18 protein-coding genes are annotated in these 25,335 nt (G+C 67.7%); 12 read left to right on the plus strand and 6 right to left on the minus strand.

The annotated features are described in order from the left end of the window. The first annotated feature begins 58 nt into the window (after positions 1 to 58). From O7615_RS06300 to O7615_RS06330, 7 genes are all read left to right on the plus strand, one after another. Positions 59 to 1,303, plus strand: coding sequence for an IS256 family transposase (locus tag O7615_RS06300; protein WP_278176367.1), 1,245 nt, complete (start codon positions 59 to 61; stop codon positions 1,301 to 1,303). A gap of 473 nt (positions 1,304 to 1,776) precedes the next feature. Then, a complete protein-coding gene (locus O7615_RS06305) occupies positions 1,777 to 2,052 on the plus strand; it encodes a hypothetical protein (RefSeq protein WP_278176368.1) in 276 nt (91 codons plus the stop codon). Between the two features lie 228 nt (positions 2,053 to 2,280). After that, positions 2,281 to 3,030: a GPP34 family phosphoprotein gene (locus tag O7615_RS06310; protein WP_278176369.1), complete on the plus strand. Its 750-nt coding sequence runs from the start codon at positions 2,281 to 2,283 to the stop codon at positions 3,028 to 3,030. 47 nt (positions 3,031 to 3,077) lie between these two features. After that, entirely contained in the window at positions 3,078 to 4,571 is a 1,494-nt protein-coding gene (locus tag O7615_RS06315) for an APC family permease (RefSeq protein WP_278176370.1), read from the plus strand. 17 nt (positions 4,572 to 4,588) lie between these two features. After that, positions 4,589 to 5,293 (plus strand): GNAT family N-acetyltransferase, encoded by a 705-nt coding sequence (locus tag O7615_RS06320; RefSeq protein WP_278176371.1) that lies wholly within the window; start codon positions 4,589 to 4,591, stop codon positions 5,291 to 5,293. Positions 5,294 to 5,514: 221 nt separating this feature from the next. Continuing rightward, the gene (locus tag O7615_RS06325; protein WP_278176372.1) at positions 5,515 to 7,395 is read left to right on the plus strand and encodes an Hsp70 family protein; all 1,881 of its coding nucleotides are present in this window, start codon (positions 5,515 to 5,517) and stop codon (positions 7,393 to 7,395) included. A 1-nt stretch (position 7,396) separates the two neighbouring features. Beyond that, complete coding sequence (locus tag O7615_RS06330; RefSeq protein ID WP_278176373.1) at positions 7,397 to 9,469, plus strand: BTAD domain-containing putative transcriptional regulator; 2,073 nt, start codon at positions 7,397 to 7,399, stop codon at positions 9,467 to 9,469. Positions 9,470 to 9,537: 68 nt separating this feature from the next. On the opposite strand, the gene O7615_RS06335 is transcribed toward O7615_RS06330, so the two are convergent. The 3 genes from O7615_RS06335 to O7615_RS06345 all read right to left on the minus strand — a co-directional run bounded on the left by O7615_RS06335 (position 9,538) and on the right by O7615_RS06345 (position 12,855). Beyond that, the gene (locus O7615_RS06335) at positions 9,538 to 10,548 is read right to left on the minus strand and encodes a DUF5954 family protein (RefSeq protein WP_278176375.1); all 1,011 of its coding nucleotides are present in this window, start codon (positions 10,546 to 10,548) and stop codon (positions 9,538 to 9,540) included. A gap of 151 nt (positions 10,549 to 10,699) precedes the next feature. Further along, entirely contained in the window at positions 10,700 to 12,061 is a 1,362-nt protein-coding gene (locus tag O7615_RS06340; RefSeq protein WP_278175131.1) for an IS4 family transposase, read from the minus strand. A 632-nt stretch (positions 12,062 to 12,693) separates the two neighbouring features. Continuing rightward, positions 12,694 to 12,855 carry a hypothetical protein gene (locus O7615_RS06345; protein ID WP_278176376.1) on the minus strand — a complete coding sequence of 54 codons (162 nt, stop codon included), beginning with the start codon at positions 12,853 to 12,855 and terminating at the stop codon, positions 12,694 to 12,696. Positions 12,856 to 13,150: 295 nt separating this feature from the next. On the opposite strand from O7615_RS06345, the gene O7615_RS06350 reads away from it, so the two are divergent. The 3 genes from O7615_RS06350 to O7615_RS06360 all read left to right on the plus strand — a co-directional run bounded on the left by O7615_RS06350 (position 13,151) and on the right by O7615_RS06360 (position 17,563). After that, entirely contained in the window at positions 13,151 to 15,907 is a 2,757-nt protein-coding gene (locus O7615_RS06350) for a BTAD domain-containing putative transcriptional regulator (protein WP_278176377.1), read from the plus strand. Then, complete coding sequence (locus tag O7615_RS06355) at positions 15,904 to 16,797, plus strand: DUF2637 domain-containing protein (protein ID WP_278176378.1); 894 nt, start codon at positions 15,904 to 15,906, stop codon at positions 16,795 to 16,797. The genes O7615_RS06350 and O7615_RS06355 overlap by 4 nt, the downstream gene beginning before the upstream one ends. A 361-nt stretch (positions 16,798 to 17,158) precedes the next feature. Next, complete coding sequence (locus O7615_RS06360; RefSeq protein WP_278176379.1) at positions 17,159 to 17,563, plus strand: hypothetical protein; 405 nt, start codon at positions 17,159 to 17,161, stop codon at positions 17,561 to 17,563. A gap of 146 nt (positions 17,564 to 17,709) precedes the next feature. On the opposite strand, the gene O7615_RS06365 is transcribed toward O7615_RS06360, so the two are convergent. Next, positions 17,710 to 17,862 (minus strand): hypothetical protein, encoded by a 153-nt coding sequence (locus O7615_RS06365; protein ID WP_278176380.1) that lies wholly within the window; start codon positions 17,860 to 17,862, stop codon positions 17,710 to 17,712. Here O7615_RS06365 and O7615_RS06370 point away from each other — a divergent pair. Further along, entirely contained in the window at positions 17,854 to 20,415 is a 2,562-nt protein-coding gene (locus tag O7615_RS06370; RefSeq protein ID WP_347405074.1) for a tetratricopeptide repeat protein, read from the plus strand. The two genes, O7615_RS06365 and O7615_RS06370, sit on opposite strands and share 9 nt — an antisense overlap. A 187-nt stretch (positions 20,416 to 20,602) precedes the next feature. Here the strand turns inward: O7615_RS06370 and O7615_RS06375 are convergent, their stop codons facing one another. Both O7615_RS06375 and O7615_RS06380 read right to left on the minus strand, forming a co-directional pair. Next, entirely contained in the window at positions 20,603 to 22,249 is a 1,647-nt protein-coding gene (locus O7615_RS06375) for an IS1634 family transposase (RefSeq protein ID WP_278176203.1), read from the minus strand. 266 nt (positions 22,250 to 22,515) lie between these two features. After that, the gene (locus O7615_RS06380) at positions 22,516 to 24,441 is read right to left on the minus strand and encodes a hypothetical protein (protein ID WP_278176381.1); all 1,926 of its coding nucleotides are present in this window, start codon (positions 24,439 to 24,441) and stop codon (positions 22,516 to 22,518) included. 279 nt (positions 24,442 to 24,720) lie between these two features. On the opposite strand from O7615_RS06380, the gene O7615_RS06385 reads away from it, so the two are divergent. Next, on the plus strand, positions 24,721 to 25,185 hold the full coding sequence (locus tag O7615_RS06385) for a DIP1984 family protein (protein WP_278176382.1): 465 nt from the start codon (positions 24,721 to 24,723) through the stop codon (positions 25,183 to 25,185). Positions 25,186 to 25,335: the final 150 nt, after the last annotated feature.

The following is a 25,335-nucleotide window of genomic DNA, read 5'->3' on the forward strand; positions in this document are numbered from 1 at the left end:
GACGGCCATCGCGTCGATCCTTCAAGACGACCAAGTCAGAGAAGGATGAGAGGACGCGATGGCCGCTTCAGAGAGTGTGGACCGTGTTGACCTGCTGCGCGAGCAGATCGAGAGCGCGTCGCCGGATGTGTTGCAGGCGATGATCAGGGCGTTCGCGCAGGCGGTGATGTCCGCTGAAGCGGACGCGGTCTGCGGTGCTGGTTACGGGCAGCGCAGCGAGGAGCGGGTGAACTCTCGCAACGGTTACCGGCAGCGCGAGTGGGACACCCGAGCCGGGACGATTGACTTGGCCATTCCCAAGCTGCGCCAGGGTTCGTACTTCCCGGACTGGCTGTTGACGCACCGGCGGCGGGCGGAGCAGGCCCTGGTGTCGGTCGTGGCGACCTCGTATCTGCTGGGGGTGTCGACGCGGCGGGTGGAGAAGCTGGTCGAGCAGCTCGGGATCCGGCAACTGTCGAAGTCGCAGGTCTCGGAGATGGCGCAGCATCTGGACGCGCAGGTGCAGGCGTTTCGTAGCCGCCCTCTGGACGCCGCCCACTACACGTTCGTGTGGATGGACGCGTTGACGATGAAGGTCCGTGAGCACGGCCGGACCGTCAACGTTCACGCGCTGATCGCCGTCGGGGTCAACGCCGACGGAGGGCGCGAGGTGCTGGGCCTGGACGTGGCCTCCGACGAGGATGGGGCCGGCTGGCTGGCGTTTCTGCGCAGCCTGACCGCCCGAGGTCTGTCCGGCGTTCGTCTGGTCATCTCCGACGCCCACCGCGGGCTCGTGGGCGCGATCGGCGCGGCCCTGCCCGGGGCTGCGTGGCAACGGTGCCGGACCCACTACCTGCGCAATCTGCTGACGAAGGTCCCCAAGTCGGCGCAGCCGTGGATCGCCACCCTCGTGCGCACGATCTTCGACCAGCCCGACACCGACGCCGTCCGAGCCCAGTTCGCTCGGGTCGTGGCCACGATCGAAGCGAAGTTCCCGACCGCGGCCGAGCACCTCGACGCCGCCCGCGACGACCTCCTGGCCTTCACCGGCTTCCCCCGCGAGATCTGGCGCCAGATCTGGTCGAACAACCCACAGGAACGGCTGAACAAGGAGATCCGCCGCCGCACCGACGTCGTCGGGATCTTCCCCAACCGGCCAGCGATCGTCCGCCTCGTCGGCGCGGTCCTGGCCGAACAGACCGACGAGTGGACCGAAGGCCGCCGCTACATGGGCCTGGAAATACTGGCCAAGGCCCGCTTGATCACGATCGACGCCAGCCAACACGACACCGACCAGACCGAAACAGCACCGATCGCCGCATAACATCAGACCGGGATCCCGCGATGGCCGTCTCTTACACCACCAGCGCGGACGTGACCGACGCGGGCTCCGACCGCCTCTGCCCCACCGGTCAGGGGCCTGTCGGGCGGCCACGAGCAAGCAGGACAAGCGCCTGTTCTTCCCATCCGGCGCCGGTGCTGCGTCCAGTCGGTCAGCCTGCGGCCGCCGGGAAGCGCTCGGCTGCACATCTCAACCACTCAGGAGGGTGATGGCAGTGCGCGTCAAGTGGTTCGTTCCCGCTGACGGTGAGCAGCCGTTCAAGCCGTTCGGCATCGATTGCGAGGGCGCGGCCACACGTTACGTCGACCGTGGCGGGTCGACGCTTGGTGGCCAGGACCGCGGTGACGTTGCGTCGCCTGCGGACGTTGCCCAGCGCAATCGAGCGTTCTGGGTGGGCCTCGGCTCGGCGCCTGCGGTCAGTGGGCGTCGCTGGTGGGGGTTGCGGGGTCGTGGCCGTGGATAGGACTTCCGAGCCGTTGCCCGAGGTCGCGGCGGGCACACTGCTGCGGTTGGAGCCGGGTGACTGGTCGTATGGCCGTGATCTCACTCCCGGCACTGCGGTTGCCGTCATGGTCGCGAACGTCCGCGAGCTGCCGAACCGTGCCGACGAGTGGGTGTGGGTGATCGGCCACCGGCCCGAGTGCGAGTACCCGCACGTCGACCGGCATCCGGCGTGCATCGAGGTGCGGGTCAACGTCACCGCGCTACACCGCCAGATCCCCGCTCCTTGATCGGCACCGACGACAGCGATCGCCCCGCTGGACTGCTTCGAGTCGGCACGCAACACCGCGCTCCAGCACTGCGGCGACGGCACCTGCTTCCACTGCCACGACGGCGGGTGCGGGCAACACGCCCGGGCGATCGAGGAACTCATCCGCCACCCCGGCGGCCGAAGACTCCTACGGCCGCTCGGGCTTTCCATCCCCACGGACGAATCGATTCAAGAGAGGCCAGCCGCGGTGAACACCCCACCCCACGGCGCATCCGGTGAGTACGGCGCCCCGCATCTGCCCGAGCATGCGGCACGAGTAGAGCCGGCTCGGCCGGTACGCGCTGTCGACAGCGCCGCCACGCCGAACACCATGCGTTTGGCTGACGAGTTCTTCTACCTGGCGCACGACGACCAGACCGGTCGTCCCCGCCTGTTCGAGTCCGCGACGGGGCACGGGCTGGCCGCCGCGCTGCTGGCCGAGCTGTATGGCGAGGGCCGGGTCACATTCGAGGGCCGGCAGCTGCGGGTGACCGACACGTCTCCGCCGACGGACTGGCTGCAACATCTCGTCCTCGATCGGCTGGTCGCCGAGCCGCGTCACACCACCCGGACCTGGTTGGCGTTTCTCGCCACCACCGCCTACGAGCAGGTGGCGACGCGGATGTGGCAGCTCGGGCTGCTCCAGCCCCAGCAGGTGGGCCGGCTGTGGCGCCACCGCACCGTCTACGTCCCGACCGATATGAACACGGCTGCTTGGTCGTGGGCCCGGCTGTCCTTCCAGCTGCGCAACTACCAGCGGCTCAACGCCTTCGACGTAGCCCTCGCGGGTGTGGCCCTGCACACCCAGCTCTCGCCGATCCTGCTCGACGGCACACCCCTGGCCGTCCGGGCGTTCCTGCGCCAGCAGATCGAGCAGGCCCACCCGCCGCTCCGCGACCTGCTCGCCGACCTCGGCGCCGTCGTCGGCGGCACCGTCCTCAGTCACCGCACCTCCTAGGTGCGGCCAACCTTCCCTCCATCCCTCCTTCACCGAGAGAGACCCCCATGCCTCGTTCCAGTCCCGACACCGTCTCCGCCGTGCTCGCGCGGGGGCGGCTCGGTATTCCGTCGGTGGTGTTCTTCGTCATCGCCGCCGCCGCACCCCTCACGGTGATCGCCGGTGGTGCGACCACCGGCTATGCGGTCACCGGCGTCACCGGCATCCCCGTGTCCTACCTGCTGGTCGCCGCCGTGCTGGCCCTGTTCGCGGTCGGGTATGTGGCCATGTCGCGGCGGATCGTCAACGCGGGCGCGTTCTACACCTACGTCACCCGGGGTCTCGGTCGCCCGGCCGGGGTCGGCGCGGCGATGGTGGCGCTGCTGGCCTACAACGCGATGCAGATCGGCCTGTACGGCGGGGCGGGTGCGGTCACCGCCGCGTTCCTCAACGACCGGTACGGCTGGCAGCTCACCTGGTGGGCCTGCGCCCTCACCGTCTGGGCGGTGGTCGCGGTGCTCGGGGTCGCCCGGATCGACCTCAACGGTCGCGTCCTGGCCGTGGTGCTGGTCGCCGAATGCGTCGTGGCGTTGACCTTCGACGCCATCATGGTCACCCACCCGGCCGACGGCACGGTCAGCTTCGACACCCTCGCCCCGTCGCACGTGTTCGCCGCCGGTATCGGTGCCGCCCTGGTGACCGCGATCACCGGGTTCGTCGGCTTCGAAGGCACCGTCGTGTTCTCCGAAGAGACCAAGGACCCCCGCCGGACGATCGCCCGCGCCACCTACATCGCCGTCGCCGTCACCGGCCTGCTGTACGGGCTGTCCGCCTGGGCGATGTCCGTGGCCACCGGCCCGGACCGCATCGTCGAAGCGGCCCGCGCCGACGGCACCGACCTGATCTTCAACCTGGTATCGCCGTACCTGAACCAGAGTGTCATCACCGTCGCCCGGGTCCTGTTCATCACCAGCCTGTTCGCCGCCCTGCTCTCCTTCCACCACACCGTCGCCCGGTACCTGTTCGCCCTCGGCCGCGAACGGGTCCTACCCGCCGTCTTCGGCCGCACCAGCCGCCGCACCGGCGCCCCCAAGGTCGGCTCCCTCGTCCAGAGCGGCCTCGCCCTGGCCGTCCTCATCGGCTACGCCGTGGCGGGGGCGGACCCGATCGTGCACCTGTTCTTCTGGATCACCGTCACCGGCGGCCTCGGCGTGCTCATCCTGATGACCGTCACCTCCGCCGCCGTCATCGGCTTCTTCACCCGCACCCTCCACACCGAAGGACCCTGGCGAGCATTCATCGCACCGGCAGCCGCCACCCTCGCGCTCGGCGGGATCCTCACCGTGACCCTGCGCGAGTTCGCCACCCTCCTCGGTGTGGAGCCGGACTCACCGCTGCGGTGGGCGTTCCCCGCCGCCTACGCCGCCGCCGCACTGCTCGGCATCGCCTGGGCGCTGGTCCTGCGGGCTGCCAACCCGGAGGTCTACCACGCCATCGGCCTCGGCGCCGACAGCGACATTGGTCCGCTACGCGCCCCCGACGCCGTCCGCCAACCCGCCTAACCAACCAGGGAGTTGCCGTGACCACCACCAACAACGAGCTGCGTATCCGACCCGCCACCGACACAGACGCCGCACCACTGATCGCCGTTCTCGCCGAGGCGTTCCACGCAGGGCCACTCGCCGAGTGGCTGATCCCCGACCCGGGCGACCGGCGGGCGGTCTACTACCGCTACTTCGCCGACGCCTTCTACCAGGGCCTGGCGCGGGGACAGGTTTACACCACCGGCGACCAGACGGCCGTCACCATCTGGTACCCCCGCCTGGCACCCGCGCCCACCGACAATCCTCGGCGGGTGGAGGAGTTGGAGGGCATCGCGGGCGCGTACGCGCCGAAGTTCGTGCTGCTGGAGGAGATGTTCGACGCCTTCCACCCCGACCAGCCACACCACTACCTCGCCTACGCCGCCGTCGACCCCCGCCGACAGAACCAAGGCATCGGCACCGCCCTACTCACCGACTACCACCGCCGGCTCGACCAACTCGGCCTACCCGCCTACCTGGAAGCCAGCAACCTGCACAACCGGCGCCTCTACCTGCGCCACGGCTACACCGCCGGCCCCACCATCGTGCTGCCCACCGCCGGGCCGCCGATCTGGCGGATGTGGCGCGGGGCACCTACGGACAGCGGCCGTACCCCGTTCCCGCCGACCAGGCCACGCCGGCGGTCCTGTGACCGCCGGCCCCGTGACCACCACACCGATCCGGCCCGCACTGGCCGGTGACGTGGCCGCCATCGCCGCGCTACTCACCGACGCGGTCGCCTGGTGAGCGCGGCGGAGGAGGGAAAACTGTCCGGTGCCGCCGGTCGGCTGCGCGTGCTCGCAGGCAGGCGGCCCGTCAACTACGCGGCTCGCCGCAGCTGCGGACTGGGCGTATAGGTCCTCTGGTTCCTGTGGGTGATCGGGAGGTGACGTGAGTGTGATTCTCGTGTTTGACTACGTCGATGGGGGCGGCGGAGGTTCGGCTGTCGATTGACTGTGGTGGCGCCACTACTGTGGGGGTGTTGGCGTGGGCTGACGGTGGTGCGTCGGTGTTGTCGTTTGATGGTGTGCCGTTTCTGCCCAGTGCCCTGTACGTGGCGGCCGATGGGCGGGTGTGGACGGGGCAGCGGGCGTGGCAGGCCGCTGAGGAGCAGCCGAGCAGGTTGATTCCGAGTCCGCGTCGTCCCGCTGACGGTGAGCTGGTGGTCGACGGTACGCGGGTGGAGGCGGTGGAGCTGGCTGCGGCTCCGTTGCGTCGGGTGGCTGCTGAGGCTGAGCGGGTTGTTGGTGGGCCGGTGCGGGATGTGCGGTTGGTGGTGCCGGCGGGGTGGGGGCCGCGTCGGCGTACGTGGATGCGGCAGGTAGCTCATCGTGCGGGTCTTGTGCAGCCGCGTCTGGTGGAGGTTCCGGTGGCGGTGGCCGAGCAGCTGGCGGGGACTGGTGTGCGGCTGCCTGTGGGGTCTTCTGTTGTGGTGGTTGATGTTGGCGCGGGTGCGGAGGTGACGGTGCTGCGCCGGGGTCCTGTGGGCTTCGAGGTGCTGGCGACTTTGGCTGATCCTGCAGCGGGCGGGGCGAGCGTTGATGCGGCGTTGGCGGCGGTGCTGACGGACGGTCAGGATGCTTCTGGGGACGGCGTGGGGCCGTGGGCTGCGGTGGAGTGTGTCCGGGTCGCGAAGGAGGCGTTGGTCTCGTATTCGGCGGTGACGGTGCTGTTCGCCGGTCAGGCGCCGGTGGTCGCGAACCGTGCCATGCTGGATGAGGCGGCTCGGCCGGTGGTGCGTCGCGTCGCGGACCTGGCGCAGGAGTGCATCGCCGCCGCTGAGCTGTCTGCCGGCGATCTGGCGGGGATTTTCTGCGTGGGTGGTAGTGCTCGCTTGCCGCAGCTGGACGCGGCTATTGCTGAGCGTACTGGGATCACGCCGACCGTTGTGGCCGAGCCTCAGCTCGTTGCGGCGTTCGGGGCGGCCGAGGCTGGCTTTGTCAGCCCTGGTGCGACGGCTGCGGTGGTGGTGCCGGTGCCGCCGGTGCGTAGAGCTATCGGGATCGCGGTGCCGGGCTTCGCGTCGTTGGCGTTGATCTGGCAGTGCATCGTGACCGCCGAGCGGAACAACATTTTCCTGGGTGTGTACTGGGTCGAGTTCAACTTGGGTGGGTTGGCGATGGCGGCCGTGTTCGCCCTGCTGGCGTGCCTGGCTGCGGGAACTGTTCTCGGTTCCCTGATCGCTGCGCGAAGTCCCACTCCGGACGTCCGGACGGAGGGTGGGAAGGTCAGTATCGGCATTCTCGCTGCTGTGTCTGTTGGGGCGGCTATCGCGGGGCTTTATGCGGTGGTCATCAGCCAGTACTTCGCGGTGCCGGTGGGTGGCTACCTGCGGTGGGTGCTGTGGCCGATCGTTCCCATCGCGGTGATGGCAATGGTGATGGCGGTGGTTGCTGCCCGGCAGTGGCGTACGCCGCACGGCGGCTGGTCGACGCTGCTGGCCGCGCCGACCGGCTCGGTCGTCGCTGCCGCCCTCGGCATGGGTTTGATCCAGTACTCGCTGACCGCGCCCCGCTGGCCGCACGTGCTGGTGTGGGTCGACCTCGCTGGTCGCGTCGGCGGGCTGCTCCTGGGCGTCGGGATCGTCATGGCACTGGTGACGCCGCTGATGTTCCGCCTCATTTTGGCCGCGCCGGTCGCGGTGATCGGCGCGGCGATCGTCAACCGGCAGTCCACTGGCATTCTCGCCGTCTGCTACGCCGTGGCCGTAGCGGTGTGGTGGGCGTCCCGCGTGTGGACGCACATCGTCCATCCCCCGGTCGCCACCGCAGGATCCCGTCGTTCTCCGCCTGGGGGTGGGTGAGGTGCGTTGGCCGCGGCAGCTGATGTCGCTGCTGTTCGTCCTCGTGCTCTTGACGGGTCCGCCGCTGGTGCTTCTGGTCTTGGTTGGTCCGCCGATTCGCGGGTGGCCGACCGGTGAGCAGGCGCGGGCATGGGTGCAGCAGCCGTTGACCGAGCAGACGCTCACCGCCGCGCTGACGATCGGGGCGTGGCTGGTCTGGCTGATGCTCGCCTACACCGTTGCCGTGCGGGTCCTCCTCCGGGCCCGCGCGACCTCGGTATGGCTGCGGCGTCTGCCGCTGCCGACGCCGTTGCAGGCGACGGCCAGCGGGATGGCCGGAGCTGCGGTCCTCGGCGTCACCACCAACACTGTCACCGCCGCCCCGCCGCCACCACCACAGCCGGTAGCGGCAGACGCCACCGCGCTGCACGACGAGGCCACCCCGCCCGGTGGCGGTGGCGGTGGCCAGAGCGCGTCCGATGGTGGGATCGGTGTGCCCGGAGGCTGGCTGCCCCACGACGTCGCGGTGCAGGTCGCCGCTGCCGCCGCGCTGGTCTGGCTGCGCCGCCGCCGCGACTACCACCCCCAACCGATCAGCCCGGACGGCCGCCACGACCCCGACCTCGCGCCGCTGCCCCCTACCGTCGCCGGGGTGCAGGCCGCACTCGCCGACTCGCCCGGACCGTCGGCGCCCCCGAGCGGGATCGCGGCGCTGGTCGAGGCTCTCCCGGCCGGCGGAGTGGGCCTCACCGGGCCAGGTGCTCTCGCCGTCGGCCGAGGACTGCTGGTCACCGCCCTCCTAACCGGGCAACATCACCAGGCGCGCCCACAGCTGATCACCACCAGGGCCACACTCTCCAACCTCCTCGGCCCGGCCGCCGAAACCCTCGGCCGCCGTCTGCCGCTCACCACCGTCGACAGCATCGCCGACGCGGTCCAGCTCGTCGCACCCGGCGGCTCCTGCGCTGCTGTGAACACCGCCGATCAGCACCAGGACACGCAAGGGGCGAGCACTCATCCCAGGATCGTGCTTCTCAGCGAACCCGACGGCGACGGACATGACCTGAGGCGACTCGCCGATGCCAGCGCCACCGCTGTGGCGGTCGTGTTGGGAGGATCGCTGGCTGGGCCGGCCTGGCATGCCGACCCGGCAGGCCACCTACACGGCCCACACCGCCCCGATGCGCCTGGACCACAGCTCTGCGTCCTGGACCAGGTGGCCGCCACCGACCTGCTCGCCGTCATCGCCGGTCCCGATCCGACACCCCACCCGACCGCCCCGAGCCCTCCGGGCCCCGTTGCGGTGTCACCGCAGCGGCGGCTGCCCCGGCAGGCCACCCGACACCAGCCCCGCCGCATGTCCCCGGCCCTCGGCCATCGGCTGCGCCTGCGCGTCCTGGGTGATCCCGAACTGCTTATCGACGGTGAGCCCGTTGCCGTGCGCCGCAGCGCCGCCCTTCACGTCCTGGTCTACCTCGCCGCTCACCCGGCCGGCGCCGACACCGGCCAGCTCACCGACGCCATCTGGCCAGGACTGCCCCGCCACTCCCTCAGCGGACGGCTCTACACCACACTCAGCGACCTACGCGCCACGATCCGGACCGCCAGCGGGCTGCACGTCATCGACCACACCGACGACCGCTACCGGCTCCACCCCGAGCACATCGACGTCGACCTGTGGCACCTGAACACCGCCATCCGCCACGCCGCCACCGCGATCAACGACACCCGCAGCGCCTGGCAGGCCATCCTCGACGCCTACCCCGCCGACCTCGCGACCGGACGCATCTGGCCCTGGCTCGACCCGATCCGCGAAACGATCCGCCGGAACATCATCGACGTCTGCGTCTGCTTCGCCGCCGCCGAACCGGACCCACACCACGCCCTCACGCTGCTACAAGACGGCATCCGCATCGACCCCTACAACACTGACCTGCACACACACGCCATGCACGCTCTCACCGCCCTGGGCGACAGTGAGGCCGCCGCCGAGCTGCACCACCGCTACCAGCGGACCCTCACCCACGCCGGCCTCGACGGCGGCGCCCTCCACCGCCCGCCGGTGGTGTCACCGAACGGGCCCGAGCACGTGTAGCTACGCCAAAGCAGCCGATCGCGGTCATCGGCGTGAGCGGCAGTCGTGGCCGGACACCTGTGGTCGGATCAGTCGGGATCGGGCATCAGGCCCTGCGCCCGGAGTTGGTGCACCTGACTCGCCGGCGGCGGAAACGAGTCACGGTCCGACGGGCGAGGCCCTTCCGGGCCGTCCGGGCCGAACCGGATGAACGTCTCGACCCGGGTCACCCGGCACCGCACACCACCCACCTCGAAGTCGTCGGTACGTGGGGGACGGTGCGCCGCGCGGGCACGGGCGTACGCCTCCATGAGGTCTTCCATCGAGGTGTTCTCGTCCCGCGGGATGTCGGCGATGGTGAACGACTCCGCGTCCCGGGCCGCCTGCGGCGTCGGGTACGTGGCCAACGACCGGGGCCGCCACCTACCGTCCACGTACCCCCCGACGGTGAAACCCACCGGAAGCAGCACCACGTTCGGATGCGTCGCCACCGCCCGACGGGAATCGGCACGCACGTCCTCGGGGACGGACTCCGCCTGGTAGGACGCCGTGACCATCTCCATCCGGACCAGCCCGTCGGTGAGCCCGGTACCAGCGGCCGGATCGATCACGAACCCGTTCACCGGCGACGTGGTCCGCTGTGCCTCGCCCGGCGGGTACGGATCCGCGTCGGTGGGTCGAGGCGGCTCCGGCCCGTCCGGGCCCATCCGGATGAACGGCTGCGCCCGGATGATCCGGTAACGACGACCGCCGACGGCAAGCTCGTTGACCGGCTCCCAGTCGAGCACCTCGTACGCCGTCTTGTACGCCGCCCGCACGGCCGCGTGCTCAGCAGTGTCCGGCGTCTCGCTGAGCAGCCGCCGCAAATGCGACGCCAGGCTGTCCCGGGCATGCTGCGGCTCCTCGGCGTCCAGCCCCACGATCCGCCACCGGCCGTCCACCTCCCCCGCACAGCCGAAGATCGGCGCACCCCACATCAACCTGGGATAGGCGACCGAGCGGCGTCGGGCATCATCCTCCGACACCGCCGACACGGGATCATCCCGCCGCTCAATGTTGATCAACAGGTGATCGGGCACCCGCCCATCGCGATAGACCATGTACGCAGTGTGAGTCCCCGATCGCCGAAACGCAGCCCCGCCACCACCACACTTCCTCCACCAACGTCGGCACTCCCTCTACATCGAGGCTGCGATCACGTGCCGTCGTTGGGCAGAGGTAGGGGCGAGTGCTAGTGCCAATGCCGCTCAGTTAGGGTTCTGGGCCGGTCGTCAACCCTGCTGTGGCGAGGATGTTGATGTTGATCGTGGCTTGGTAGTTGGTGCGGTCGATGGTGCCTTTGGCGCGGTGTTTGGAGATTGCTCGTTTGACCACGTGAGGGCTGACTCGGGTGCGGCGTGGGGGCAGTGGGTCGGCCAGGACTGCGCGGCCGATGGCGCCGACGAGGTCGATGGTGGTCTCGGCGATGACACCTGCGGCGTGGATGATCTGGTCGCGGGCGGCGTGCAGCGCGATGGTGAAGCTGGCCCGGTCGGGGCTGGTCGTGGGTTGGCTGGCGGTGGCGTCAGCCATCGCCAGCCGGACCGCCTGGTAGGCGGCCAGTAGGGCGTAGACCTCCTGGTTTACCCCGTTCGGGGTCCGTGCCCGCAGGACCCGTCCGCCCAGCAGGGTGGACTTCAGCTCCAGGTACGCCGTCTCGATCTCCCAGCGTTGGTGGTAGAGGGTGACCAGATCCAGGGCGGGGAAGCGGCGCTGGTCGGTGAGGGTGGTGATCAACCGGTACCGGCCGACGTGGCGTTTACCGTTCATGCTCACGACGATCTCGGCGTCAACGACCCGGACCGTCATCGCGCCGATGACAGACAGCCAGGACCCGTCGCGATGGCGGCGGATGACGGGCAGCCGCCGGTCGTCCTTGTCGCGGATGAGCAGGTCAGCGCCGGTGCCGGCGAACTGTTCGATCATCTGACGGGCGGCGAACCCACGATCGGCCAGCAGCAGCATTCCTGGGCGCAGGCAGCTCAGCAGCCGGCCGGCGCAGCCCAGTTCACCGATGCTGATCGGCGCGAACACGGCGTCGATGACAGCGCGAGTGCCGCACGCCACGACGGCGACCAGCCGCAGCATCGGATACCCCGACCCACCGTGGCTGCCCGCCTGACGCGGATAGACCCTCAAGTTCGCCGTAGTGTCGGGCACGAACATGCTGGTGCCGTCGATCGCGCACACCAGCAGACCCCGCCACCGGGCGGCCCCCGCCGGCGGACCCGACAGCAGCCGGAACAACGCCACCAGAGGCTTGTCCCCGACCCGCCGGCGAGCCTGCGACAGCGCCGAGGACGTCGGCAGCGCCACTGTCAACCCGTCCAGCCCGGCAACCAACCGAGCCCACACCTGCCGGTAACCGACCTCAGCGAACAACCCCGCCGCGAGCAGCAGATACACCACCACCCGCGACGGCAGATCCCGCACCCGCGACTGCACACCACCGGCCTCGGCCAGCACCGCATCGACCATCTCGAACGGCACCTGCTGCGTCAACTCACCCAGATGACCCGGCGCGAACCGCCCCGCAGCCACCGTGATCGTGGACGTGATGGCAGACTGTTCCAACGGCGGGGCTCCCGGTCCAGAGGCTGTCTTGGAGTGACAAACCTCTATACCGAGACCCCGCCGTCCTCGTCTACCACCACACCCCTTGACACACGCCCCGCCCCCTTAACTGAGCGGCATTGGTGCTAGTGCAAGTCGTCTGCCGAGACTGCTCCACGTCCTACGGGCAGCCCTACGACGCCGGCCGCGAGGCGGTCAGTCGAACCAGTTGAAGACAACATCTCCGACTCGCGCCGGACGGTGGTATGCGACGTCCCGCCTCTCGTCGTCGTCAAGACTGGCAGCAGTGCCTCGGTCAGCGGCTCCTCCAACTCCCCCGGGGCAGCCACGGGCAGGCCAACTGTCCGGAACAGGTCGGCGTGGGGAACGTCGCGGAACGCCGTGGCGAGGGCCTGCGGATTCGTATCGTCGGCTGCGGCCACCAGAGGCAGGCGCGCATTCAGCAGCAACCGGCAGCGTGCTGCGTCAAGGTGCAGTCGTACGCGGTAGTGGTTGCGGCCTACCGTGGGCGGTTCCACCGGCCCGACCACACGAGCACCGGTCTCCCTCGCCAGGTCATGCACGACCGCAAGCCACACGGACGCGATAGCAGGGTCGACGTGAGCCGCCGCGACACCAGCGACAAGCATCCGCTACGCCGACTCTCGGGCGAGATCGTCGATGAGCCAACGAAGCGCGGAGACCGCGTTCGAGTAGCGCAGGTAGCGAGGATTCTGATGTGACTTGGGCTCGCACCGCTCACGCATCCGACGCAACTCATCGATCATCTGTTGCAGACGCTGCTCATCCGTCACGCCTGAAGCGTCCCGGACGGGCCCACAGAACGGCAACACCCATTTCCTGCCCGTGAGTCAAGGGCAGCCGGATACCGGTGGCAGCACCGGACGTACCCGACACCCCTCGTCCAATACCCGCCTGGCTGCTGACCGATGGCCGATGCGTGCGCACCAGCAGGTGGCCTGTGACCTGCGGTTGTAAGGCCGTGTAAGCACTTGTGAGGTGCTGTCAGGTCCTTCCACGACGGCAACGGCGCCGCGCGCTCCTACGGTCGGTGTGACCAGCTGTCGGAACGTCGGAGGGAGACGGGCTATGGCAACGGGGGTCTCGACGGCCGTCGTACGCGTTGTCACCGTTGGTCTCGCAGTGGCGCCGCTGCTGTTGCTCTACCGGGCGGGATGGCTCACGGTCGACGATGTCTCAGCGGACCAGGTGTGGGCGTGGGTGCACCAGCCACTGACCGCCGGCTTCTTGATCATGTTGGGGCAGGTTGGCGCGTGGCTGCTGTGGACGCTTCTCGCGGCTGCCGTCGCTGACCACGGCTACCGCTACCTTGCCGCTCGCCTGCGGTGGCGGCTTGACCTGCGTATGCCTGGCCCGGTGCAGGCAGTCGCGGCGGCGTTGTTGGGTACCACTGCGGTCACCAGTGCCGCTGTTCCGGTCGCCGCGCACGACCGCACAGCGGCAGACACCGATACCTCACCCAAAGACCCACGATCGGCGTGCGAAGACACCCCTGGTCCCGGCGCGCACAGCCAGCCGGCCGAGGCCGCGCCCACGGCATCGTCGGAGGCTGCGACGGCGCCTGCCAGTTCGGTTGCTCCGCCGACCCATCACTCAGGCAGTGTCGGAGTGACTGCCCCCACCAGTGAGGCCCTGGGCATGACTGTCCGTGTAGTTCCCGGAGACACATTGTGGGATCTCTCCGCCGAGCATCTTGGTGACGCGCACCGCTGGCGGGACATCTACCAGCTCAACCGGGGACAGCCGCAGACCAACGGCTCCGTGCTCACCGATCCGGATGTGATCCACGTCGGATGGAACCTCGATCTTCCCGCCCACCAGGCCGCACCGGCGCCCCAGCCGGCGGAACCGACGCGCCGAGCACCTGTCTCCCAGGGGCCGACCTCGGATGCGCCGGACGCCTCCCCGCCTGCGGCTGTGAACCCGGCGGCGTCGCCGACGTCAACCCGGGAGACGCCCGAGGCACGGCCGTCAGCATCACCGCGTACGGGCGTACCGAGCGCGCCGGGCGACCCGGCTGGTCGCACCACGCCCGGACGCCACGCCGAGCCGCACCAGGACCAGTCCGACAACGAGGGCGCAGTCGCGCTGCCAGCGCGGGGCTGGATCAGCCTCGGCCTAGCCGCCGCCGTCGTCTCCGTCGCCGGCCTGCTACGCCTGCAACGACGCCGCCACGCCCGGCTCATACTCTCTGCGCCGACCAGCACCGCACCGCCACCACCCCCGCCACCGCTACTGGCCACGATCGGCAGCCGCCGCCTCGACACCAACGACCGCGTCACGCACGGCGTCCCGGCACCGGTCGGCGTCGACACCGACGCCGACGCCGTCGAGGTGAGCCTGTTCCACCTCCCCGGCCCCGGCATCGCGCTCCACGGTCCCGGGGCGCTACCAGCGGCTCGCGCCATCCTCGCCGCCGTCCTGACCACCAACGCGACCGGAACCGCCGTCCTGCGGCCGGTCGTCGTCACCACCATCGGCCTACTCACCCGGCTCCTACCCGAGAACGCCCCGGCGGTGGGGTTGGACCCCGACGGCACCGCCTACGACGGCGAACGACTCGTCATCCTCGCCGACACCGCCGCCGCCATCACCCACGCCGAAGAGGAAATGATCAGCCGGCGGCGGCTGCTGGACACCTTCGACGCCGACACGATCACCGGCCTCAACGCCCGCACCGACCACGCCGAGACCCAGCCGCCGTACGTGCTGCTGATCGAGTCCACCAGCCGGCACGCCGCCCGCCTCCACGCCATCGCCGCCCACCGGGAGGCCCTGGACCTGCACCCGGTCATCCTCGGCCCGCACGACGACATCCCCGCCGTCGAGGTCACCGACGACGGCACCACCACCGACACCCGGTATCCGCTGGCGAAGCTGTCCACCCTCGGCGCAGACGACCTCGCCGCGATCCTCACCATGCTCACCGACACCCTCGCCCGCCCCGAGGCCGGCACCGACGTCGACGACCCGCCCGCCGAGATCCCGCCGGCCGCCGCGGGGGCCGGCGAGACGACCGAGCCGGTACCGGCCCAGCCCAACGACGCGGCGGCCCTGGTCCGCCTCCGGGTGCTCGGCCCGATCACCGTCACCACCACCACCGCCGGCCCCATCACCACGGGCATGCGCAGCGGCTCCTACACCGTCCTCGCCGTGCTCGCCGCCCACCCCGCCGGCCGCACCCTCGACCAACTCACCGCCGACCTACACCCCGACGTCGACCCGGCAGCCGCTGTCAAACGCATCCGCACCGACATCACCTCCGCCCGACGCGTCCTGCGCGCCGCGACCGGCCACGACGAGCCCATGTTCATCGTCTACGACCCCGCCACCGGCAGATACCACCTCGACCCGCAGACCGTCACCGTGGACCTCTGGCAGATGCTCACCGCCATCAACCAAGCCATCAGCAGCGACGACGACGCGATGGTTCTCGCCGCGCTACACCGAGCAACCGAGCTGTACGCAGGTGACTTCGCCGAAGGCCACGACCACCCCTGGGCCGTCGACTACGCCACCAGCTACCGACACCAGATCCTCACCGCCTACACCCGCATCGCCGAGATCCTCGAACCCGACCATCCCGACCACGCCGTCACCGCGTTGGAACACGCCGTCGACCTCGACCCGGTCAACGAGGAGCTGTACCAGCGCATCATGCGCATCCACGGCCGCCAACAGCGACCCGACGCCGCCCGGCGCACCCTACGCCGACTGGAGAAGCACCTGACCGACCTCGGCGACACCGAACCAACACAAGCCACCCGCCGCGTCGCCGCACGCCAACTCCGGCACGCCGCCCCCGTCCCAGGAGAACGGCCATGACCGACAGCCGGCTCCAGCGGATGCAGTGGGCGGTACGGGCGACCCTCGCCCTCGGCGTAGCCGCCTCCGTCACCGCCAACATCCTGCACGCCCAACCGAACCCAATCTCCCAAGCCATCGCAGCATGGCCACCCCTAGCCTTGCTGATCACCGTCGAACTGGTCACCCGGGTACCCGTGCACCGGCGTTCACTCGGCGCCATCCGGGTCGCCGCCGCCTCGGCTATCGCCGCCATCGCCGCATGGATCAGCTACCACCACATGGTCGGAGTCGTCGCCCGCTACGGCGAAACCGGCACCGTGCCCTACCTCCTGCCACTGTCGGTGGACGGGCTGATCATCGTCGCCTCGGTCTCCCTGGTGGAACTCGCCGCCCGCCGCCGCGAAGCCGAACACCAACCGCACCAGACCCCGGCCGAGGCACCAGCGGAGCCGCCGCCAACCGAACACGCTGCAGCGGCCCCTGTACAGCCCTCGCCCGACACCAGCGAATCCCCACCGACCGACCGGACACCGCTACCCGAACACCTTCCCATCCATGCCGACACGTCACGCCTCGATGAAGCTCCCGACAGCGCCAACCGCCTGCAAGGCGACCCCATACCGGACGTCCGTGAGACGAGTCATGACCTCGACACCGCACTCCACGATCACGACTCGTCCGACGACGCGGGCGATACCGATATGGACCTGGCACCGCTACTGGTAGCCGCCCGCGCAGCCCGCGACGAGCTGATCCGCGACCGCCAGACCGTCAGCCGAGACGCCCTCGCACGCCGCCTACGCCAGAACGGCCACTCGATCCGCAACAGCGCCGTGTCGCAGCTCCTCGCCACCCTGCGGCGGGAGGCACGATCGGTCAATGGCTCTCGCCCCACCCCATCGGCGTGAGCGTGCCGGCACCTCACTACAGGATCAGACCCGAGAGAAGGCCGCTGTCGGCATACAGGTACGAGCGCAGAGGTAGGTAAAGCTGGAAATGCGCCCGCACCAAGCTCAGCCTATGCACGACGGCTGTCCCCTCAACTTGACAGCGACCCAGATCGGTGACGTTGCGTGAGGGTTTGCTAGGCCCGGCCGATCCCTCGACGTGCGGATCTGCCGATGTTAGTGCGGAAGTGGCTCGAAGCGGGCTAACCGTTCGGCGGGCATCTCGGGTCGATTCACTTTGGCAAGATGGCGGCATGGAGCCGATCAATCCAGCAGACAGTGATCCCCGACAGGGTCTCACACGAGTAGCCGGAGGCTGTTGATGTCGGGTATTGAGTTGATCGTGGCGGCGTTGGCAGCGGGTGCGAGTGCAGGGGTGACGAATACCGCGACCGCTGCGGTGCAGGACGCCTATGCCGGGTTGAAGAAGGCTCTGAGGGGATGGTTCGGCGATAGCGAGGACGTGTGGCAGGTGTTGCAGGCAGATGAGACGCAGCCGGATGTATGGCGTGCTGGTCTCGGTGACCAGCTTCTCGCATCGGGCGCCTCCGAGAACGCCGAAATCCTGGGCGCCGCGCGACGTCTGCTCGCAGCGGCAGACCCACCAGCCGCGAAGGCCTTCAACATCACCGTGGAGACCAATAACGGTGCGGTGGGCGAGTTCCAGGCGCCGGTGACGTTCCATCAAGGGCCCTCGGTCCCCCCAGCGCCGCCGGCAGCGGGCTGAGGTCACCCCCTGCCGGCACACGTTCCGATCTCTTCCCGGTCACGGTTGCCGCTAACTATGGCGCGGCTGGAAACTTCTACGGGCCAGTCCAGCTGGCCGGGCCACCGCAGATCGAGTGGCCTCGTCGGGTTGGGGTAGTCCCGCCGCTAGCGGACTGCCGCCAGCACAGGCCGTCGGATATTGCTCTGGCCGCCGCCGTCGCCGAAGGAGATACGGCGGTTGTTTGCCAGGTACTGGTCGGCCTGGGCGGTGTTGGCAAGACCCAGCTGGCCGCAAACCTTGCCCACCAGATGTGGCAAGACGGCAATGTCGATTTGCTGGTCTGGGTGACCGCAACCTCCCGGAGCAATATCATCGCCGCTTATGCGCAGGCCATTGCTGAGGCCACGGGGTTCGGCAACACCGACCCGGAACAGGCTGCGGAACGGTTCATGACCTGGTTGGCTACCACGAGTCGACGATGGTTGGTGGTCCTGGACGACTTAATCGATCCCGATGATCTGAGGGGCCTATGGCCACCGCATGACCTTCGCGCCGGGCGTACGGTGGTGACCACACGCCGCCGCGACGCCGGCCTGATCGCCGGCCGCGAGGTCATTGATGTCGAGCTCTTTACCCCAGAGGAATCGGTCGCCTACCTAAACGCGAAACTCGTTGGCCTGCCGAACCTTAACGACGATCCTGACGGGCTGGCGGCAGGCCTCGGTCACCTACCGCTCGCGCTGGCCCAGGCTGTCGCCTACATGATTGATCGGAATCTCACCTGCACCGGCTACCGCCGCCGATACGCCACCCGGCAACTGCCGGATCTCACACCGCTGTCACTGCCCGATCAGCACCGCGCCATCGTCGCCGCGACCTGGCAACTATCTATCGAACGCGCCGACCGTCTCACCGCCGGCCTCGCCCAAGCCCTCCTGGGGATGGCCGCCCTGCTGGATCCCAACGGCATCCCTACCGAGCTATTCACCACATCTGCCGCCCTCGGCTACTGCATTACTAGCACCCGCCAGACCGACGACGATGTCCGGGACGCACTAAACGTATTGCGGCAGCTTAGCCTCGCCACCCTCGCTGACGACGGCCGGATGCTGCGCGTCCACGCCCTCGTGCAACGAGCGGTCCGCGACAACACGCCACCTGAGACCACCCCTGCTTCGGCCCAGGCAGCGGCAGACGCCCTATTCGAATCCTGGCCGGAAACCGAACGCGACGCCGCCCGGGAACAAGCACGACGCAGCAACACGAACGCGCTATTAAAAAATTCGGGAAATTCACTCTTACGTCCGAATCTACATCCGGTACTAAACGTGGCTGGAATCAGCCTAGGGAGCACCGGTCAGCTTGCGGCCACCCTCGGTTACTTCGATTCACTGTACAAGAAGGCGAAATCACTGCTGGGAGATCTTCATCCCGATACGCTAACCATGCGCAACAACCGAGCAACATTCCGTCAAAGGGCTGGAGATCTCGCTGGCGCGATCATTGAATTCGAGGCAATCCTTCGCGAACGTTCACAAGTGCTCGGCGTCGACCATCCAGACACTCTGACGACCCGCAACAATTTAGCCACCTGCCGGGGCGAAGCTGGGGACTCGGCAGGTGCCGCAAAAGCCCTCGCTCTGCTCGTCGATGATTTCTCACGTCTGCTGGGATCGGACGACCGTCGAACTTTAACAACTCGGAGCAACGCCGCCCACTGGCGTAGCGAGACCGGCGATAATGATGGAGCAGTTGCAGCTTACCAAACGATCGTCGACGACTTTGAGCGAATCTTTGGCGCAGACGATCATGATACTCTCGTTGCGCGAAGCAACCTTGCTCGCGCGAGAGGTCGTAGCGGTGATTCTACTGGTGCCTTGGCATCCTACGAGAAGGTGCTGGCAGCCAGAATTCGGATTCTTGGACCCCAAGATCCAGAGACACTCGCAACCGAGCACCTGGTTGCTATTTGGCGGGGCAGGGTGGGTGACTGCGAAGACGCGATTCGCGTAGCTGATGGCGTCCGCCAGAAATCTGAAAGACTACTAGGAGACAACCATCCCGAAGTCTTGAGGATTCGGAACACGCTCGCCAGATTATTAGGAGAGGTGGGTGATCTCGATGCCGCCATTTTAGAGTTCTCTGAATTAGTAAAAGACCGCACGTCGATATTGGGATCTGCTCATCCCGAGACCTTGACTACTCGGCATAACCTTGCGGACTGCCTGGGGCGTTCTGGAAAGATAGAGGAGGCGATTAAGCTGACTGCAGTCGCCCTCGAAGACTCTCGACGCGTATCGGGGCCGCATGATCCATTAACCCTGAGGGTGCAGGCGACTTTTGCGCGGCTTCATGGAGAGCAGGGTGATGCGGCAACCGCGCTCTCCCTGCATTCTGACTTGGTGGAGCGTCATGTGCGAGCCCACGGGGCCGTTCATCAGGAAACCTTTACTGCACGGCATAACCGCGCTCACTGGCTAGCTACGGCGGGGGACATCAGGGGCGCTATAGATGCACTGTCGGAGTTGCTGAATAATCAGTCGGATGCATGGGGCGACAATCATCCGGGATTGATTACAACGCTTCATTCTTTGGCGCTTTGGCAAGGCAGGGTGGGTGCCTATGATGACGCGGTAAGCAACGCCATGAGATCCCTACGGCTCGCGATCAAAGAACTTGGAAGAAGTGACTACCTTACGCTGACCGTGAGGGAGAATGTGGCATACTGGCTCGCCGCACGCGGCGACAAGTCACTTGCATTACGGATGTACCGGATTCTGCTTGCAGAGCAGGAACGCATTCTTGGGTCGGATCACGCTGACACCCGCACCACGAGGAACCAGATTGCCGACCTCCGATTGAATATTTAGCGAAAGTCGCTGTTCACTCTCATGCCGCGATCAGCGCGCTGAGGTGTCGCAGATCAGTTGGCGGACGCGTGTCGCACACCGGTCGACGGAGGACACTGCCAGGCCATCTGTCCGGCTTCGGTTGATGCGTTACGCGGTGGCTTTAGTTGATGGATTACACGAGCCTTGAGATACCGCCTGAGTTTGGTCATTTCGTTAGTGCCTGAGGTCCGCTCGGCGTGAGGGCGTTGATGATGGCTTGCTGGTCGGGGTCGATTTGGGGTGGGAACGTCTGGGTGGCGTTGTTGATCGCGAGGGTCGCGGATCGTAGTGGGCGTAGTTGACGGAGGACGTTGCGGATCGCGAGTCCGGTGCGGTTCTGGACTTCGCGGGTGACGGCCAGGGCGGTGAAGACGATGGTCAGGTGTGCCTCGATGGCGTCTTTGGTGTGGTGGAACATGGGTCGGGCGGCGAGGTCGGTTTTGGACATGCGGAAGGACTGCTCGACGTGCCACAGGTCGTGGTAGTTGGAGATCACGTTGCTGGGGCTCATCACGTGGTGGCCGATGTTGGTGACGTAGCCCTTGAGCCCGACGAGTTTGCGTGCTCTGGCCAGTGACGCTTCGTCGAGGGTGCGGGTGTTGCCGTTGATGGTGACGAACCTCGGGGTTCGGGTCGTCTTCTCTCCGGCGATGACGGCTCGTGCCTTTGCCTCTTGGGCGTTGAGGGTCTTGTTGTCCCGGACAGCGCGGGTGGCTGAGTAGGCCCACACCGCCCGCCACGAGGATGTATGGGTTCGTGGGTTCCACACCGGTTCGGCTTTGAGGGCGGGGTCGTTGTCGCGGTTGGTGCCGGTGCGGGGGGTGATCGTGTCGATGATCTGCCCGTCGGTGAAGTAGTCCCCGTGCCAGCGGTAGTGGGACTCCAGGTCGATCGGCGCTTTGGTGGTGCGGGAGCCGACGATGAAGCCGAGGCCGGCCTCGTCGAGTTCGCGTAGGTTGGTCGCCGAGAGCATGCCGGCGTCGGCGACGATGACCATGCCGGTGATCTGGTGGCGGGCCTGGAACTGGCGGATGACCGGCAGCAACGTCAGCGTCTCGGCCTTGTTGCCGGCGAAGCAGCCGATCTCCAACGGGAACCCGTGCCGGTCGACGAGCAGCCCGACGACGATCTGCGGGTCTACGCGTCGTTCCTTGGAGTATCCGACCTTGCGCAGGTCGTCCTCCTTGTCGGCCTCGAAGTACAACGTGGTCACGTCGTACAGGCACAGGCTGACATCGCCGCTGCTCATGGCGTGGGCGAAGCACAACTGCGCGATCTGGTCGCGGTATGCGCCTGTGTGGGCGCGGGTCAGGGTGCGGCGCATCGTCTTCTCGCTGGCCGGCTTACAACCCAGGTCGGTCAGCACCCGGCCGGTGTCTCGGATCGAGGTCGGCTCCACGATCCGCGCGATCACCAGGTCCCGGAAGACCCTGTCACCCACCGCGTCGAACCCCAGGGCTGTGAACACCGAGGCCAGCACGTCGTACAGCACCCGCGACGCCGTCGACACCACCCGCGGCGCGGCGACCGCCGCTGGCCCACGCTCCGGTGAACCGTCGGCGTCCAACAGCGCCGCGTCACCGGCCGGGCCGACCAACGTCGCCCTCGGCGCGACCGGCTCGATACCGAGCTCGAACTCACCCTGCCCGGGATCGGCGAGAAGCTCGCGGGCCCGCGACAACAGCAGCCCCAACTCAGCCTCGGTACGCGCCGAGCCCACATGAGCAACGATCCGCCGACGCCCGCCAACGGACTCGGCGATCTGCACCGCCGTCGCGCCCGAAGCCGTCCGCACCCGCCGAATCCACGCCACGAACCCGAGCGTAAGACACCAATTAGTGCCTCAGAAACATCCCACCAGCACCCAACACCCCAGGTCAGAGCGCTACACCCCGTCGCGCCGCGAGGCGGTGACCAAACTCAGGAGCCTTGAGATACCGGATACGGGCCGTGACGCTGACTGTCCACGACAACTGGTGCCAGTCATCCGCCATGCCGGCAAGAGCGCGCTCCTACGTATCGAAAATTCTACGATCACGGGGAGTCAGGGTGACACGAAACCGTCGAGGAAAAAAATGATCACGGCTCGGTGCCATACGTCGCGCCTGAATGGTTCTGTGCAGCGATCCGAGCACGCCAGAAGCTTGCGGCATCCTGGCCACCCTGCATTGCGTTGAACTCGTCCGTTCTGATCGCCAGAGCTGCGGCGGGTGGTGTGCCTTCGACGAAGGACTCGAGACTGCGGTTGAGGGCGCTGCCGCCGAGGAAGTCGGCATACTCACGGACGGACTGCACCACCGCGAAGCTCGCGGGGTTTCCGTGGACCAATGCGTTGCGAACGCGGCGGCGGCGCGCTTCGAGCACTTTGCCCTCGGCCGTGTACTCATGGATGAGGGCGCTGTAGGTGGCGTGTTCGCCAATGCTGGTGAACATTCGCGCGATCCAGGCGCGCTCATGCATAAGGCGGCACAGCGACAGGAAATCGTCGGCTCGATCGGCGAGAAGCAGGATCCACGGCTGCTTCGGTCGGCTGGAAAACCATTCGACCGTGAGCTCGGTGAGCAGCTCATCGCGCCGACCACCGCCGAGTAGGCACATCCCCGCTGCGCGCCGAAGATCCGTGAGCCATCGGGCATGCGGCCAGTGCTCTCCGAGCAGTGCGAAGAGCTTGTTCGGGTCCATGGCCGCGTGTGCAGCGATGTGCTGCACCACTCGGTCCGAGAGCGGAATCACGCTGCTGATGTCGGCTTCCGACGGCTTCCGCAGCGCCATATCGCGGCTGAAGGGGTGATCGGCTGTCGTCTGCACTTCGATGGCCGCAGCCAGGAACTTGGGGAGTTCTACTCGGGCAAGTGCCTCGGCGATCCGCGGTCCATGTTGTTCGATCGCATCAGCGGTGATCCCAGCTCCATAGTGGTCGTCGGGGAAACCGGTCTCACGCCAAACGGCTGAGAAGCCAACAGAGCCGGGTTTCCCCGAGCGAATGATGGCGTGCTGAGCTAGCCGCAGACGGATCCCGCCAGCGTTGTGGATCGACACATTCAGGATGGTGTCCACGATGTCGACGGCGCGCGAGACTGCACCGGCAGCGGTCGTGTTGCCGAGGTCGACGCGCACAAGGATGTCGACGTCGGACTCCTCGTCGACCATCTTCGCAACCTGGAACATAAGGCCGTCCCGGACCAGCTCCGAGAGCTCTGCCTTGTGGGCGAAGTCCTGCCCGCCAGGCTCGGCGTTCGGAACGGCCCAGTGGGCGTCGAGGAAGGACACACGCCCGGCAGAGAGATGAAGATGAAGGCGTCCTTGGTAGCCCAACCAGACAACGATCGGTTCGACCTGGGCAGGTGTGCCGACGAAGGTACGCGCGTTCGTCAGCCGCTGATCGAGGGGCACGTCCTTCTCGCCGATGGGGATATCGTTAGGGTCGCGGCCGAAGGCCACGATCGACACGAGATCGCGGAAGGCCCTCTCCGCGCTGAGGCCCCGCCGCTGCAGTTGCTCGAACAGAAGCTCAGCGATAGGGCGATACTCTCGCCGCGCCAGGGTCCGATCCTGCGCGGTCACGACCAGATCGTCCCAGCTGGCGCGTGCCGCATCGTCCGAGCCGAGCTCGGCGAGAAGATCCCGCGCGGTGGAGAGCAGGTTTGTCCAGGCCGCGTCAGTACGAGTGCCGGGCGGCTGGGCGAGTACCGCCGAGGGGCTCGTGGAGAGCTGCAATAGGGCTGCTCGGAATGCGGACAACTCCCCTGCGATGTGATTGCTGAGGGTTGCGCCGACCGCAGCTACCGATTCGTCGAGGTCAAACTGGAGAGAGTCGCGGTTGTAGCGCCTCTTCCACGCGTCGGTGCCGCTGGCAAGCTCGACCCACTCGGCGATCTCCTCGACGATGACCGTGAGCGGCAAAACGCTGCTGAGGCCGTGACGGCGGTCGAGCGATGAGACCAGGGATTTCGGCCAATCGGGACCGTCATCGGACCAGTGGTCGCTGACGTTGTGGTCGATCATTATGGGCGTTCCGTTCAGAGGGGTGTTGCCACGACAATGACCCTGCTGTCGTAGCTGTAGTCACCACGGTAGCCACCACCGCACAGCCACCCGTTCGGGGTCGAGGCAGCCGGTCGTCACACTGGACCACACGTTCGCCATGGGCTCGATCCCGACGGGCCGCAGGCTCCAGTTTGACGCGCACTGATCTGCCGCTACCGGCGCACTGCCCTTGCTTCTCCTTCTTGCCGTCTTTGAATTGGAAGGCGGGATTGATCTTCGCTGGTCATACTGGTGCCCATGAAGCTTGCTGAGGCTCTTGCGCTGCGCGCGGATGCGGCGCGTCGTGCCGAACAGCTCCGTGCCCGCATCGTCGGCAGCGCTCGATACCAGGAGGGTGAGACGCCTGCTGAGGACGCTGTGGCCCTCCTGGCGGAAGCCGGCGAGGTGCTAGGTGAGCTGGAGACGCTAATTCGACGAATCAACCGCACCAACGCTGCCACCCCGGTTGACGGTGGCACACTCACCGATGCGCTGGCACGTCGCGACGTGCTTCGTTTGCGGCACCGCATGGTCACCTCTGCCGCCGACGCCGCTGCCGGGGAGGGGCAGCGCGGGTTTCGGCAGTTGCGGTCGGAACTGAAGATGATCCCGGCCCTGCCGGTGGCGCAACTGCGCAGCCAGGCCGACGACCTCGCCCGGCAACTCCGCGAGGTCGACACGGTGATCCAACGTACGAACTGGGAGGTCGACCTGCTGGACTGAGAGGTTGCGGAGCAGGTAGCCGACGTGGAGGCGTGCACGAACCCGAGAGCCGGCGGGTATTCCGGTTCACTCCTGGCGCGCCGAGGGCAGGCGCAGGGGTTCGACTCCCCAGCACACAACGCAGGCCCAGCACAGCACACAGGTGACGGC

Origin of the sequence: Micromonospora sp. WMMD1082, assembly GCF_029626175.1 — a bacterium.
Taxonomy (GTDB): Bacteria; Actinomycetota; Actinomycetes; order Mycobacteriales; family Micromonosporaceae; genus Micromonospora.